The sequence below is a fragment of the Marinomonas sp. PE14-40 genome (assembly GCF_051623805.1).
In the GTDB taxonomy this organism is placed as follows: domain Bacteria; phylum Pseudomonadota; class Gammaproteobacteria; order Pseudomonadales; family Marinomonadaceae; genus Marinomonas.
Map to the genome: position 1 here is coordinate 4,726,223 of NZ_CP130700.1, position 13,278 is coordinate 4,739,500.

The window sequence follows — 13,278 nt, forward strand, 5'->3', positions numbered from 1 at the left end:
TCTCACCTATTTATGAGATAGCCTTCCAACGAGTTTTGAAATGGCTTCTTCTGCCTTGTTAACTGATTCAGCATGTCTCTCATCTCCAAATTCCTGATACTCTGAACCAATTTCATAGAAGCTTTCGACACCTAAATAATGGCTCAAGGTTTTGATATGAGGGCCTAGGTGATTCATGCTTTCTCTTATACCACCTGCTTCAAAACCAAACTCGCCAGAAGAGGTGAGAAGCACCATGATTTTTCCTGATAAGCAGGGCTTTAACGGATAGTCACCTCGCTTAAGATCGAATGAGAAGGTTTTGTTTACTCGAATCACCTGATCGAACCAGGCTTTTAATACCGCTGGCATGCCGTAGTTATACATGGGAGTAGAAAGCAGAATGATATCTGCCGCAATTAACTCGTCTATCAAGGTGTTTGATAGGGTTACTTTCGCATTCTGTACTGCTGTTCTTTGTGCTTCTGGAGTGAAGACGGCTTCTATCCAAGCTTGATCAATAAAGTCTGGTGGACTTATTGCAAGATCACGATAGATGAATTCTGTTTTTGGTTGCAAGGTTAACCATTGTTTTTTAAAGCGGTTAGCAAGCTTCCTTGAAAGTGAATTATGCTTCTCTTTGGATTCATCGAATTGTCTCGCGCTGGTATCTATGTGAAGTATCTTTGGGCTATCTGTTTGCATGCTTTTGTCTCCTTTTTGCTTTTCTCTGTTTAGAGTGTCATCTGGCTTTTTTAGGCCTGATTGATCTGTGGTTATCATGGGGTGAAAGGTTTGCTTTGACAAAAGATGAATTTTTTCTTATAGATGAGATTAACTCATCCATATAAGTGTTTTATGTTTTCTCATTTACCTCAACTAAACAGTATTCGTGTGTTTGACTCGGCAGCAAGGTTGAAAAGCTTTAAAGAGGCTGCTCTTGAGTTGAATGTGACGCCAACGGCGGTTTCTCATCAAATAAGAGCGCTCGAAGAAAGGCTAGGCACTTTATTGTTCGAGCGAAAAACTCGCCATATTCTTCTAACCCAAGATGGTGAGAAGCTAGCGCAAGTGGCTCATCAATCTCTTGCACAAATTTCGGCCGTGCTTGAGGAAATTTCGGACCAAAAGACACGCCTTTGTGTGAGCACGACCAGCTCTTTTGCTTCCCATTGGTTAGTGCCAAACCTAGAGCGTTTTTATCAGTCTCATCCTGACATTGAAGTGGTGATAAAAACCGAAGACGCATTAGAGGATCTCACCAAAGATAGGCGTATAGATTTAGCAATTCGTTATGGCGAGTTTGACCCTCAAGATAAGGCTGCTACTAAACTTGTGACCGAAGAGTTTGGCATGTATGCCACAGAGGCTTATATACAGGCATTTCCTGATTTTAGAAAAGCGCAGCTAATAGAGACAAAATGGAAAAACGCTCGTTTAAAGCCTATGACTTGGCAGCGCGTTTTTGAGTTGGAAGATGAAGTGAGTAGCAAGTTAATGATTTGTTCCTATGATCAAGAACAGCATACCATACAGGCAGCACTTGCTGGGCAAGGTATCGCTTTTGTGAGTAATTTACTTATCCAAACTCCATTGCAACAAGCTTGGTTAAAAAGGCATCCCCAAGGCTCAAGTTTAGAAGGCTTAAGTTATTATATTCTGATAAATGATCTTTCTACGCCAAGTAAAAAAGTGACCGCCTTTCGTCACTGGCTCACGGCTGAGTTTAGCACTAGACGTTGAGTACCTAGATATCATTGTTGTGCCTTTAGCTGCGCTATCAAAAAATCGAATGCTGAGTATTTTTATCACTAAAATTTACTGGGATATACTTAATTGAATACTTAATTAGCTTTGATATTCATCATAAGAAATACGAAGGAAGATGCGATGAAACCAATTTTTTCAACCGCCTTGTTAACTGGCTTGGCAATAAGTGCGAGCACGCTTGCTTTTGCACAAGCGGATATGATTCTTACCAATGGGATTATTTATGGTCACGATACGGCAGATGCAATCGTAGTGGCGAATGGTGAGATACTCTATATAGGTAATCAAGCTGATGCTTTGGGCTACCAATCATCTGCAACCAAGCTTGTGGATTTGCAAGACGCATTTGTGATGCCGGGTTTTATTGATAACCACAACCACGTGTTTGAAGCCGCATCTGAAGCCGGTGGTAGCTGTGAATTAAGCATGGATGGCAACTTGAAAGAGCAGGTTCGTTATTTAAAAGCTTGTCGTCGAAATGCGAATCCAAATGAATGGTTAACGGGTTATGGGTTTTCAATTGATGCCTTGCTATTAGAAAGAGGGCCTTATACGCCGTTAGAAGTGATAGATAAGATTTTCCCTGATCAGCCTGTTGTCTTGATGGAGCAGACTTCTCATTCTATGTGGGTTAACTCTGTCGCATTAAAACAAGCTGGCATTACTAAATACTCTCCAGAACCCCAAGGTGGGAAAATTCTAAAGGATGAAGAAACTGGCGAGCTGAATGGCATCCTGATGGATAACGCCGGTGATATTGTGATGGAAATGGCTTGGAATAGCCTAAGTAATCAATTTGATCAAAGCTACGATGGGTTGATGGCTGGCCTTGAGCAGGCTGCAGCTCATGGGATAACAACCATTGGTGATGGTCGTTTATATTGGAAGCGGGGTTGGTATGAAGTGTGGCAAGAAGCACAAAAGTCAGGTGATCTCACCGCGCGTGTGTCTTTAAGGCCTTGGATTTATCCAACTGACCCTATGGCAGAGCAGTTGACCTATCTATCGACTATCCAATCTCGACAAGAGAAGGATCTGTTATTGGTCGATCAGGTGAAGATGTACAGTGATGGTATTTTTATCAATGGCACAGCGAAAATGCTAACACCATATTTTGATACTTATATTCCTGATGAGCCCCGTGGCATCAACTATATATCGCCTCAAAAAATGAAAGCTTGGTTGAGTGAGCTAGATAAAATTGGCTTCAGTGCACATATCCATGCCATAGGAGATGGTGCTGTGCGAGAGTCATTGAATGCAATCGAGGCTATGCGTGATCTTGGTTCTACCAAGCCTTATACCTTAACCCATGTTGAGTTAGTGAATAAAAGAGACGTGCCTCGTTTTGAAGAGCTAGATATTAGTGCGGACTTTCAGGTGGGTTCTGACTATGTGGCTTATCATGATCATCAATGGGCAGAGGCTTTTTTAGGGGCAAAACGCACGAAAGCCTTGATGAATTTAAGGGCCATTTATGACTCCAAAGCAAACGTCACGCTAAGCAGTGATTGGAATGTGCATGATATTAATCCATTAGTTGGTATTGCTAATAGTGTCATTATGGGGAAAACAGGTTTGCCTGATATTGAAAGCGCGATAGAGGCTTATACTATTAACGCTGCCCATAGCTTAGGCTTGGAAGCGGTGACAGGCTCTATTGAAGTGGGGAAATCCGCTGACTTTGCCATCTTAGAAAAAGACATAAGGCAAATGCGTGTTAACAAGATTGCTGACACTGAAATTCTCATGACAATGTTGCAAGGCAAAGTTGTCTTTGATTCTGAGAGTTATTAGTTTAAGGCTGTATTCAGTTTTGCATAAATTGAGTGCAGCCTTTCTCTTCAGCGAAAGCGAAAAATAAAATTGAAAGAAAGTTAAAAGGCCCAGGAGATTGGCTATAAATGGAAAAACCTAAGTACTATTTAGAAGTAGCGATTAAACAAGGTATTTTGTTGGGGCTAGTCGCCCCTGTTTTGTTTTTGAATACCTTTGAGAGTATGGCTGAAATGGATAAATCGAATCAGTCATCTATTTTGACTGTGATAGGTTTGTTAATGGCGGCTGGCATTATTGGTGTTTTCGAAGCGACCTATCAAAAGACTAAGTTAAACCATACGGTTCAACGTTATTTTGTTCATATCACTAAGTTTCTTTTATTTGTCGGTATCACCGAACTTATGGTGCTTGCCATCGCCGCAATTGGAACCACTTTTTCCTTCTGGGATGACCCTCTTCTTTGGGCGCTATTGCCTATCTATATTGCTTTGTATGTTTACGATTGGTGGGATGCTTTAGCGAGTGGCTGATAACCTTATTGGATTTATCTAGGATAAGTTTCTCAGGTGGGGATTTGTCTTTTTGTTAGAGATTAAAGGCCCAAAAAAAGAGACTGGACTTATGATAGCCAGCCTCTTTTCAGGGTTTTGGTAACTCTCTTTTTCGAGCCTATGTCAATCAGCTCTAATGCGGGGAGGCAGAGAATTAACCAAATTGGTTCATGGTGTTGTCTTTACCAGACGCTTTCAGCGCGGCATCACCAGAGAAGTACTCTTTGTGATCATCACCCATGTTAGAGCCAGCCATTGCTTGGTGTTTCACACAAGCGATACCTTGGCGGATTTCTTGACGCTGTACACCTTTCACATAACCTAGCATGCCTTGCTCGCCGAAGTACTCTTTCGCAAGATTGTCAGTAGACAATGCTGCTGTGTGGTAAGTTGGCAATGTGATTAGGTGGTGGAAGATACCAGCTTCACGTGCTGCATCCGCTTGGAAAGTACGGATGCTTTCATCTGCTTCTGTTGCTAGATCAGTTGCATCGTATTCAACTGACATTAGGTTGGCACGATCGTAAGCTGATACGTCTTTACCTGCTTCTGTCCAAGCATCAAATGTTTGCTGACGGAAGTTTAGTGTCCAGTTGAAAGATGGTGAGTTGTTGTAAACAAGTTTCGCATTTGGCACAACTTCACGAATACGGTTAACCATGCTAGCGATTTGCTGAACGTGTGGCTTCTCTGTTTCGATCCAAAGTAGATCAGCACCATTTTGTAGAGAGGTGATGCAATCAAGTACTACGCGATCTTCGCCAGAACCTTTTTTGAACTGGAACAAGTTACTTGGAAGGCGCTTAGGACGAACCAATTTGCCTTTCTGGTTAAGTAGTACATCACCATTTTTCATGTTGCTTGCATCAACTTCTTCCACATCTAGGAAGCTGTTGTATTGATCACCTAGGTCACCTTCAGCAGCGGTTACAGCGATCTGCTTAGTAAGGCCTGCACCCAAAGAGTCTGTACGTGCAACGATGACACCGTCTTCAATACCTAGTTCTAAGAAAGCGTAACGAACCGCACGGATTTTCGCTAAGAAGTCTTCATGTGGCACAGTGACTTTACCGTCTTGGTGGCCACATTGTTTTTCGTCAGATACTTGGTTTTCGATCTGGATACAGCAAGCACCTGCTTCGATCATTTGTTTCGCAAGTAGGTAAGTTGCTTCTTCGTTACCAAAACCTGCATCGATATCAGCAATGATAGGCACGATGTGAGTTTGGTAGTTATCGATTTCAGCTTGTACTTTATCTTCAGCGGCATTGTCGCCTGCATCACGAGCAGAATCTAAGCTGCGGAATAATTCACCTAGTTCACGAGCGTCTGCTTGGCGTAGGAAGGTGTAAAGCTCTTCGATCAAACCAGATACAGAGGTTTTCTCGTGCATAGATTGGTCAGGAAGTGGACCAAACTCAGAGCGAAGCGCTGCAACCATCCAACCTGAAAGGTAAAGGTAGCGACGATCTGTGCTATTGAAATGTTTTTTAATAGAAATCATTTTTTGTTGGCCGATAAAACCGTGCCAGCAACCTAGAGACTGAGTGTACTGTGAAGAGTCAGCATCGTAACGCTCCATATCTGCACGCATAATTTTTGCTGTATAACGGGCAATGTCTAGGCCTGTTTTAAATTGGTTTTGAGCACGCATACGAGCGGCAAACTCAGGGTTGATTGCATTCCATGGCGCACCTTGAGATGCGATAAGGCTAGCGGTAGTGTCGATATCGTTTTTATAGTTTGACATGTTTCTTCCTCAATGGTGACAGTTGCACTACTTAGTTAGCACTGTTTAATAATTTTTTGTTTTTATGATGAAGCTTATTAAGGACTCACTTTCTTTTTAAGCTTTGCATCTGGTCATTAGCATTTGCTTGCGTTACCGCTTGCTTGACCATGTGAAACAGCATAGAGAATTTAACCTGAATTAGTCTAATCTATATTGTGCATTGCTATCATTTAGAATATGAATGTGCATTTTGAATGAAATGGGGTCATATTTATAGACAGCTATATTCAATGAAAAGCCTAGTTGATAGGCGCTATATGTAGCTTTAGTACATTTGATTAGGGTTTATCTTGGCCTTTTCGTATTTTGTGAAAATAAATTACAATTTTGCCTAGTGAAAAAACCAAATATAGTTAGCCAGCTAAAATTGAAATAATCATTTTTTGTATGAATGATCTTATTATTTGTATGAATGTGAGGAATAAGTGTTAACGGCTCGTAACATATGTTTCATAAAATGAAATTCTGATACAATTAACTCATGCTAAATGAGCAAACTAGTAAGACTAAAAGTGAAAGATTAGGAAGGGGTTTATGACTGCAAGAATTCAAGAAGGTGGCTTACAAATTGCCGAAAACCTTTGGCAACTAGTGAACGATAAAATCATACCTGGTACAGGTGTTGAAACGAAGCAATTTTGGGCTAGCTTCGAAGCCATTCTGACTGATCTAGCACCAAAAAACAAAGATCTGTTAGCGAAGCGTGAAACCTTACAAGCACAAATTGATGCTTGGCATAAAGAACGTGCGGATCAAGCGCATGATGCAGTCGCATATAAAGCCTTTTTACAAGAAATTGGTTACCTTCTTCCAGAAGGGCCAGACTTTAAAATTACCACGGCTAACGTTGATGTTGAGATTGCAGAGCAAGCAGGACCTCAATTAGTTGTACCTGTTAAAAATGCACGTTTCGCCCTTAATGCTGCAAACGGTCGTTGGGGTAGCTTGTACGATGCACTTTATGGCACAGATGCTATTTCTGACGAAGGTGGTGCAGAAAAAGGTAAAGGTTATAACCCTGCTCGTGGTAACAAGGTAATTGCTTTTGCTCGTAATCACCTAAACAATGCAGCGCCTTTGTTAAATGGCTCTCATGTTGGTACACAAGCTTATGTTGTTGAAAATGGTCAGCTAGTTGTTACTTTGGCTGATGGCACAACAACAGGTCTGGCTCAGTCAGAAAAATTTATTGGTTACCGTGGCGAAGCAAGTGCACCTAGCGCTATCTTGCTTAAAAATAATGCCTTGCATATCGAGATCTTGATTGATGCAAGTGGTGTTGTAGGTCAAACAGATACTGCTGGCATTCAAGACTTAATCGTAGAAGCGGCAATCACAACCATTATGGACTGTGAAGACTCTGTTGCTGCAGTAGATGCAGAAGATAAAGTTGAAGTTTATTCAAATTGGTTAGGCTTAATGAAGGGTACTCTGGAAGAGTCATTTGAAAAAAATGGCAAAACCGTAACACGTACTCTAAACCCTGATCGCGTATACACTGGCGCTGATGGTGCTGAACTTGTAATGCATGGCCGTAGTATGTTGTTTGTTCGTAATGTTGGTCATCTAATGACTAACCCTGCGATCCTTGATAAAGACGGTAATGAAGTACCTGAAGGCATCATGGATGCTATGGTGACTGTGCTTGCCGCTATGCATGATGTAAACAAAACCAATACGCTAACCAATAGCCGTGCGGGCAGTGTGAACATTGTTAAACCGAAAATGCATGGCCCTGAAGAAGTGGCTTTCGCTGTTGAGCTATTTGGCCGTGTTGAAGATGCACTTGGTCTTGCTCGCAATACGCTAAAAGTTGGCATCATGGACGAAGAACGTCGTACTACAGTTAACCTAAAAGAGTGTATTCGTGCCGCTTCTGAACGTGTTGTATTCATCAACACAGGTTTCCTTGATCGTACTGGTGATGAGATTCATACCTCAATGCATGCGGGTGCGTTTGTGCCTAAATCTGCCATGAAGCAGCAAGCTTGGATCCAAGCTTACGAAGATTGGAACGTTGATGTAGGTATCGAATGCGGCCTTCCTGGCAAATCACAAATCGGTAAAGGTATGTGGGCTATGCCAGATGAAATGGCTGCCATGCTAGAGCAAAAAATTGGTCACCCTAAATCTGGTGCTAACACAGCTTGGGTTCCTTCGCCAAACGGTGCGACTTTGCACAGTACTCATTATCATCAAGTCAGTGTTTTTGAACGTCAAGAAGCGCTTTCAAGCCGCGGCCGCGCTAGCCTAGATGATATTCTAAGCATTCCGCTAATGGCTGATGCAAGTGCACTAACTGCTGAGCAGATCCAATTTGAAATCGACAACAATGCGCAGGGTATCCTTGGTTATGTTGTTCGTTGGATTGATGCCGGTGTTGGTTGTTCTAAAGTGCCAGACATTCACAATGTTGGCCTAATGGAAGACAGAGCGACTTTGCGTATTTCATCTCAACACCTTGCTAACTGGTTAGCACACGGTGTGTGCTCAGAAGAGCAGGTTATGGAATCTATGAAGCGTATGGCAGCTATTGTTGATGGGCAAAATGCGGGTGATAGCGAATATGTAAACATGGCACCTAACTTTGATGGCATTGCTTTCAAAGCGGCTTGTGATCTTGTTTTCAAAGGTGAAGTTCAGCCTTCTGGCTATACTGAGCCTCTTTTACATGCATACCGTATTGATTTTAAAGCACAATAATATAGTGGAGGGCTTTAGTGTGAAGCACTAAGGCTCTTTTGCTTTTAGACTTTATGCCTCGCCTGAAAGCAAAATCCCACTAAGTATCAGATCGTAATTTTTTGCGTTTAGATATTAAATAAAAAAGCCGATATATTTTCATATATCGGCTTTTTTTGTATTTATTGAAAATGGGGTAAGGTGCTAAAACTTATTCCAGTTTGCTTGTAGCCATTTCATTGCTTCAATTTGAGTTTTTTGCTCTTTTGGCAGCTCTGCATGAATCACTTCTGCCACTTTGACCAGTGACTTTTTAAGCTTTAGGCGCTTCGCACTGGCGAAGCGGGTAATAAGGTAATGTACTTCTGCCGCTTCTTGTTTATTAAAAGGGGTTTTATCTGGAGTGCCAGAGACTCTTGCATCATCACTTGGGATGGCTGTCATTTGATAAGTTATATGCTTTGGTAGGTCTGTTACTTTAAAAGGTTTCAAATGCTTTCTCTAGGCTTGTTAGTTAGTTTAGATCGTTAAAAGCTTACTCTTATTTTAGGCTTTTGGAGCTTGCTTCTCTTAACCGCAAGAGTTTACGCTATTTAGCCTTAATTTGTTTAAGGAAACTGTGATTAAGTCACCTCTTCTCAGTCTACTCTTTTAAGGATATTGGAAAACAGAGTGACATTTTTTCCGTAAGACCCGAAGGGCGTGGGCTAAAAGCCTTATCTATAAGTTGAGAGCCTGATCAATAGAATAACTATTAAGTTGCGGCTCTCGCCTTAAATCTCAGGCATTTTATCCACACGCTGAGGCGGGAGAACTTATTCGCAGCTTCCTTAATGCTTTTATCCATAAAAAAATAGCTAAGGACGAGGTTTTATATGCAGTATTCTGGTCAGTGTCATTGCGGTAGTGTGAAATTTACTTTCGATGTGCCTCAAATTACTGAGGGGCTAACCTGCAATTGCTCATTGTGCGTTAAGAAGGGCGCTATTATGAGTGCTTTTGTTGTGAGTGAAGCTGAGTTGCAGAGAGACATTCAGCAAGGGGCTTTATCAACTTATACCTTTGGCTCTGAAGTGGCTAAACATCATTTTTGTAATCAGTGTGGCATTTACCCATTTCATCAAACTTTGCGTAAACCTGGTTATTATCGTGTGAATCTGAATTGTGTTGATGGCTTAGACTTGAAGCAACTGAGTCTGTCTGAATTCGATGGCGCTAATTTATTATAAAAGACCTTGCACGACTGCTGCGCGCGCCATTACAGTGTAAAAGATCGTCTTTGCTCACTGCTTAGTACCAAGGTCTTTATAAGTCCTTATTAGAGGGCTTTCTTCTCATAAGGTGAAAACGCCAAAATTGCATAAAAGTTGACCAATCGTTTATATTTTAATTGTTTAAAATATCAGCAAAAAGAGATTCGTCTCTAGGTGGTTTTGTGCGTAAGTGTTTTTTGGCGTTATCCTTGCTCTTTTTCTGTTTCAGTTCTTCCCTTGTTAGCTCGCCTCTGGTCGACTCTCCTCCAGTAAAGAAAGAGGTTGTGACTCTCTGGAGTTATTATGATTACCCGCCTTTTGTGATCAGTATGTCGGACAAAAAGGGTCTGAGTTACGACTTTGTTGAACTGCTTAATCTTTTTTCAAATGATGATTCTTATCAATATGAGCTTGAAGTTGTTCCTAGAAAGCGGCTTGACTCTTATCTCAATAATGGTTTTAAAGGGGCGGTTTTGTGGGTTAACCCTGTCTTCTTCGCTGATACACAAAGGCAAAAATATCGTTGGACAGAGCGCTTATTAGAAGACGAACAAAGTTTTATATCCAAAAGTAAAAGCCCTTTTATTTTTGAAGGGCCCAGCTCTTTAATGCAGCCGGGTTTTGTCCTTGGCGGTATTCGAGGTCATCTATATGGTGGTATTCAAGAGGAAATCGACGCAGGTAAGATCATTCGTAGTGATGTGAGCTATGTGAAGCAGAATATCGGCATGCTTTTAAAAAACAGGGTAGATAGTTTTTTAATCCCATTGACGACCATGAAGTACTATGAAAAAGAGATGAAGTTAGGCCATAAGGTTTACTACTCACCAAATCCTCTTAACTCTTATACAAGGCACATTTTAGTCAATCATAATTCGCAAGTGTTCCAAGCTTTAAATAAGGTGGTAGAGCAGCTTGGCCAAGATGATTATTGGCTGGCGTTATTAGATCAATATGGCCTTGATTTACCGGTGGGCAAACTGACGGATTACTAAAGAGAAAAGGCGTGAGTGGGGATTATCATCTAGTATTGTTGTAATCAATTTAATTAGTTGTCTCTCTCCCTTTTTAGGAGTTTCCCGTGCTGAAAACCCTTTCACTTTCTGTTCTTTTTCTATTTGGTTCGATTTTTAGTTCTGTGCTTCAAAGCAAAGAAGTGGTGACTTTATGGAGCTATTACGATTATCCACCTTTCGTGATTAGTGCATCAGATAAAAGAGGTTTGAATTATGACTTTGTTGAGATGTTGAATCTATTTGAAGCCAATAGCCCTTATCAGTATGAGCTCAAAATCATACCAAGAAAGCGATTAGATTCTTATCTAAATGAAGGTGTAAAAGGGGCTGTGCTCTGGGTTAACCCCATCTTTTTTGCAGACATAAAGCGAGAGAAATATGATTGGACTCCTAGGCTGCTAGAAGATGAACAAGCGTTTGTTTCTAGAGTAAGAACCCCTTTTATTTATAACGGACCTGAATCTCTAATGGCACAAGGTTTTGTTTTAGGTGGTATCCGTGGGCATTTATATGGTGGTATTCAAAAAGAGATAGATGCAGGAAAAATAAAACGAAAAGATGTGGTTAATGCTAAGCAAAATATAGGTATGTTGTTAAAGGATAGGGTTAGTAGTTTTTTGATTCCTCTATCGACGATGAAGTATTACGAAAAAGAAATGAAGCTTAGCCACAAGGTTTATTACTCACCAAATCCTCTTAAAACCTACACACGCCATATTTTGGTTAATCATGATGAGAAGGTGTTTAACACTTTAACTCAAGTGGTGAAAAACTTATCTGAAGATGAATACTGGAAGACCTTGTTAGATCAATATGGGTTGAGTTTACCGACAGGAAAAACGACATATTAAGATGTCTCTAAATCATACCGCTGGCTTAGGTGTTTAAGGCCAGACTCACTAAAAGATATGGCTCTTGAGTCCAGATCTCGATTTGCCCATTTACGGGCAATAGCATCATCCAGAATCCATTTTCCAAGTGTACCTGCAAGATGGCTTTTACGTTCACTCCAATCTAGACAAGGTTTACAAAGAGGGCGTTTACTGGATTCGAACTCAGCTAAATTAAACCCAAACGAGGCAAAGTTAAGCTTGCCTGATTCAGTTAAGTTTAATTGTAAATTGTCTTCTACCAACCATCCTTTTCTTAACAAGGCGTCATAGGCCTTTACGGCTATCTCGCCTGCTAAATGATCGTAACAAATACGTGAATGCCTTAAGCGCTCATCGTTTGGCCCTGTTTTAATATCTTGGCAGCTTGTCTGTGTTGCTGATAGCTGAGCATTTAAATTCAACATGCCTTCTAGTACTTCAGCGACCTGATAGCTCTTAAGTTGAAAATATTTATGCCGACCTTGTTTCCTCACTTGGATCAGCTGACCTTCCACAAGCTTATTTAAATGAGTACTGGCTGTTTGAGCACTGATATCTGCATAAGTGGCTAGCTCTGTCGCTGTTAATGCCTTACCACCTAAAAGCGCATTAAGCATGAGTGCACGACTTGAATCTCCCATCAAAGAGGCAACTAGCGCGATATTGAATTCCATTGTGTTCCCCCTTGGATCTAATAAACATGTGTCTCTTTTTGTATTTTCGCATACATCTTATGTTTGTATGCAGACTCTTTGGCAATATAGGCTTTTCTTGAATACATGCTTCGAGCCACATCGAAGTATGCTTTAACTGGCTTAAGTAGACTTCTGCTCATCATCAAAACCAATTTGATTTAATCAACTCCTAAGGAGCAGGAAATGACAGTAAGCTGTTTTATCGAATACAAAATTAACCCTTTTAAGTTGGCTCAATTCACGCGATATGCTAATCACTGGGGGCAGATTATTCCCCGTTGCGGTGGTGAGTTAGTAGGTTACTTTCTTCCCCATGAAGGTACTAATTTTCAAGCGTTTGGCATCATTAGCTTTGATAGCTTGGCAAGTTATGAAGCCTATCGAATAAGGCTTAAGCAGGATGCTCAGGCAATAGAAAACTTTGAATTTGCCAATGAAGAGCAATTTATCTTGCAAGAGACACGTCGCTTTTTAACCCCAGTAGAGGCGACTTACTGGTGTAAGGCAAAAGCTTTTAATAAGGCGTTAATATGATCGCTGTTATGTTTGAAGTAGAACTTAAACCTGACGAAGTAGACACCTATTTTGAGTTAGCTCATTCATTAAAGGCAAACCTAGTGAAGATGCCGGGTTTTATTTCTATTGAGCGCTTTCAAAGTTTGTCTGAGCCTCAAGCCTCAATGTCTGAATCTTCTAAGCCAGCTAAGGTGCTCTCGTTATCCTTCTGGCAGGATGAAGCGGCTGTCGCAAATTGGCGTAAGCATATAGATCATAATCAAGCCCAGAGTTTAGGGCGTGAGAAAGTCTTTGATGATTATCGTATCCGAGTGGCGCATGTTGTCAGGGATTATGGTTTGCATAGAAGGGATGAGGCACCTAAATAACTTTT

The 13,278-nt window shown here is 41.0% G+C and carries 14 protein-coding genes; 9 read left to right on the forward strand and 5 right to left on the reverse strand.

Going from position 1 to position 13,278, the window contains the following annotated elements:
* Window positions 1–6: 6 nt before the first annotated feature.
* Window positions 7–684: an FMN-dependent NADH-azoreductase gene (locus Q0A08_RS21885; protein ID WP_438463631.1), complete on the reverse strand. Its 678-nt coding sequence runs from the start codon at window positions 682–684 to the stop codon at window positions 7–9.
* A 153-nt stretch (window positions 685–837) separates the two neighbouring features.
* On the opposite strand from Q0A08_RS21885, the gene Q0A08_RS21890 reads away from it, so the two are divergent.
* From Q0A08_RS21890 to Q0A08_RS21900, 3 genes are all read left to right on the forward strand, one after another.
* Entirely contained in the window at window positions 838–1,722 is an 885-nt protein-coding gene (locus Q0A08_RS21890) for a LysR substrate-binding domain-containing protein (protein ID WP_438463632.1), read from the forward strand.
* A gap of 147 nt (window positions 1,723–1,869) precedes the next feature.
* Complete coding sequence (locus Q0A08_RS21895; RefSeq protein ID WP_438463633.1) at window positions 1,870–3,546, forward strand: amidohydrolase; 1,677 nt, start codon at window positions 1,870–1,872, stop codon at window positions 3,544–3,546.
* 107 nt (window positions 3,547–3,653) lie between these two features.
* Complete coding sequence (locus Q0A08_RS21900) at window positions 3,654–4,058, forward strand: hypothetical protein (RefSeq protein WP_438463634.1); 405 nt, start codon at window positions 3,654–3,656, stop codon at window positions 4,056–4,058.
* A gap of 175 nt (window positions 4,059–4,233) precedes the next feature.
* On the opposite strand, the gene Q0A08_RS21905 is transcribed toward Q0A08_RS21900, so the two are convergent.
* Window positions 4,234–5,829, reverse strand: a complete 1,596-nt coding sequence (locus Q0A08_RS21905; RefSeq protein WP_438463635.1) for an isocitrate lyase — start codon at window positions 5,827–5,829, stop codon at window positions 4,234–4,236.
* Between the two features lie 576 nt (window positions 5,830–6,405).
* Between Q0A08_RS21905 and Q0A08_RS21910 the strand changes: the two genes are divergently transcribed.
* Window positions 6,406–8,574 carry a malate synthase G gene (locus Q0A08_RS21910; protein ID WP_438463636.1) on the forward strand — a complete coding sequence of 723 codons (2,169 nt, stop codon included), beginning with the start codon at window positions 6,406–6,408 and terminating at the stop codon, window positions 8,572–8,574.
* Window positions 8,575–8,757: 183 nt separating this feature from the next.
* Here the strand turns inward: Q0A08_RS21910 and Q0A08_RS21915 are convergent, their stop codons facing one another.
* The gene (locus Q0A08_RS21915; RefSeq protein ID WP_052702058.1) at window positions 8,758–9,045 is read right to left on the reverse strand and encodes a hypothetical protein; all 288 of its coding nucleotides are present in this window, start codon (window positions 9,043–9,045) and stop codon (window positions 8,758–8,760) included.
* A gap of 383 nt (window positions 9,046–9,428) precedes the next feature.
* Between Q0A08_RS21915 and Q0A08_RS21920 the strand changes: the two genes are divergently transcribed.
* From Q0A08_RS21920 to Q0A08_RS21930, 3 genes are all read left to right on the forward strand, one after another.
* Window positions 9,429–9,782 carry a GFA family protein gene (locus tag Q0A08_RS21920; protein WP_438463637.1) on the forward strand — a complete coding sequence of 118 codons (354 nt, stop codon included), beginning with the start codon at window positions 9,429–9,431 and terminating at the stop codon, window positions 9,780–9,782.
* Window positions 9,783–10,135: 353 nt separating this feature from the next.
* Complete coding sequence (locus Q0A08_RS21925) at window positions 10,136–10,801, forward strand: substrate-binding periplasmic protein (RefSeq protein ID WP_438463638.1); 666 nt, start codon at window positions 10,136–10,138, stop codon at window positions 10,799–10,801.
* A gap of 86 nt (window positions 10,802–10,887) precedes the next feature.
* Complete coding sequence (locus Q0A08_RS21930) at window positions 10,888–11,673, forward strand: hypothetical protein (RefSeq protein WP_438463639.1); 786 nt, start codon at window positions 10,888–10,890, stop codon at window positions 11,671–11,673.
* Here the strand turns inward: Q0A08_RS21930 and Q0A08_RS21935 are convergent.
* Together Q0A08_RS21935 and Q0A08_RS21940 are read right to left on the reverse strand one after the other, a co-directional pair.
* A complete protein-coding gene (locus tag Q0A08_RS21935) occupies window positions 11,670–12,368 on the reverse strand; it encodes an ArsR/SmtB family transcription factor (protein ID WP_438463640.1) in 699 nt (232 codons plus the stop codon). The two genes, Q0A08_RS21930 and Q0A08_RS21935, sit on opposite strands and share 4 nt — an antisense overlap.
* Before the next feature lie 17 nt (window positions 12,369–12,385).
* Window positions 12,386–12,529 carry a hypothetical protein gene (locus Q0A08_RS21940; RefSeq protein WP_438463641.1) on the reverse strand — a complete coding sequence of 48 codons (144 nt, stop codon included), beginning with the start codon at window positions 12,527–12,529 and terminating at the stop codon, window positions 12,386–12,388.
* Between the two features lie 43 nt (window positions 12,530–12,572).
* Between Q0A08_RS21940 and Q0A08_RS21945 the strand changes: the two genes are divergently transcribed.
* Window positions 12,573–12,923: an NIPSNAP family protein gene (locus Q0A08_RS21945; protein ID WP_438463642.1), complete on the forward strand. Its 351-nt coding sequence runs from the start codon at window positions 12,573–12,575 to the stop codon at window positions 12,921–12,923.
* On the forward strand, window positions 12,920–13,273 hold the full coding sequence (locus Q0A08_RS21950; RefSeq protein WP_438463644.1) for an antibiotic biosynthesis monooxygenase family protein: 354 nt from the start codon (window positions 12,920–12,922) through the stop codon (window positions 13,271–13,273). The genes Q0A08_RS21945 and Q0A08_RS21950 overlap by 4 nt, the downstream gene beginning before the upstream one ends.
* Window positions 13,274–13,278 lie beyond the last annotated feature (5 nt).

Coding starts and splice junctions, on each gene's coding strand:
- Q0A08_RS21945 (WP_438463642.1), top strand. CDS start 12,573: ATGACAGTAAGCTGTTTTATCGAATACAAAATTAACCCTTTTAAGTTG.
- Q0A08_RS21890 (WP_438463632.1), top strand. CDS start 838: ATGTTTTCTCATTTACCTCAACTAAACAGTATTCGTGTGTTTGACTCG.
- Q0A08_RS21900 (WP_438463634.1), top strand. CDS start 3,654: ATGGAAAAACCTAAGTACTATTTAGAAGTAGCGATTAAACAAGGTATT.
- Q0A08_RS21885 (WP_438463631.1), bottom strand. CDS start 684: ATGCAAACAGATAGCCCAAAGATACTTCACATAGATACCAGCGCGAGA.
- Q0A08_RS21950 (WP_438463644.1), top strand. CDS start 12,920: ATGATCGCTGTTATGTTTGAAGTAGAACTTAAACCTGACGAAGTAGAC.
- Q0A08_RS21935 (WP_438463640.1), bottom strand. CDS start 12,368: ATGGAATTCAATATCGCGCTAGTTGCCTCTTTGATGGGAGATTCAAGT.
- Q0A08_RS21940 (WP_438463641.1), bottom strand. CDS start 12,529: ATGAGCAGAAGTCTACTTAAGCCAGTTAAAGCATACTTCGATGTGGCT.
- Q0A08_RS21895 (WP_438463633.1), top strand. CDS start 1,870: ATGAAACCAATTTTTTCAACCGCCTTGTTAACTGGCTTGGCAATAAGT.
- Q0A08_RS21920 (WP_438463637.1), top strand. CDS start 9,429: ATGCAGTATTCTGGTCAGTGTCATTGCGGTAGTGTGAAATTTACTTTC.
- Q0A08_RS21910 (WP_438463636.1), top strand. CDS start 6,406: ATGACTGCAAGAATTCAAGAAGGTGGCTTACAAATTGCCGAAAACCTT.
- Q0A08_RS21925 (WP_438463638.1), top strand. CDS start 10,136: ATGTCGGACAAAAAGGGTCTGAGTTACGACTTTGTTGAACTGCTTAAT.
- Q0A08_RS21905 (WP_438463635.1), bottom strand. CDS start 5,829: ATGTCAAACTATAAAAACGATATCGACACTACCGCTAGCCTTATCGCA.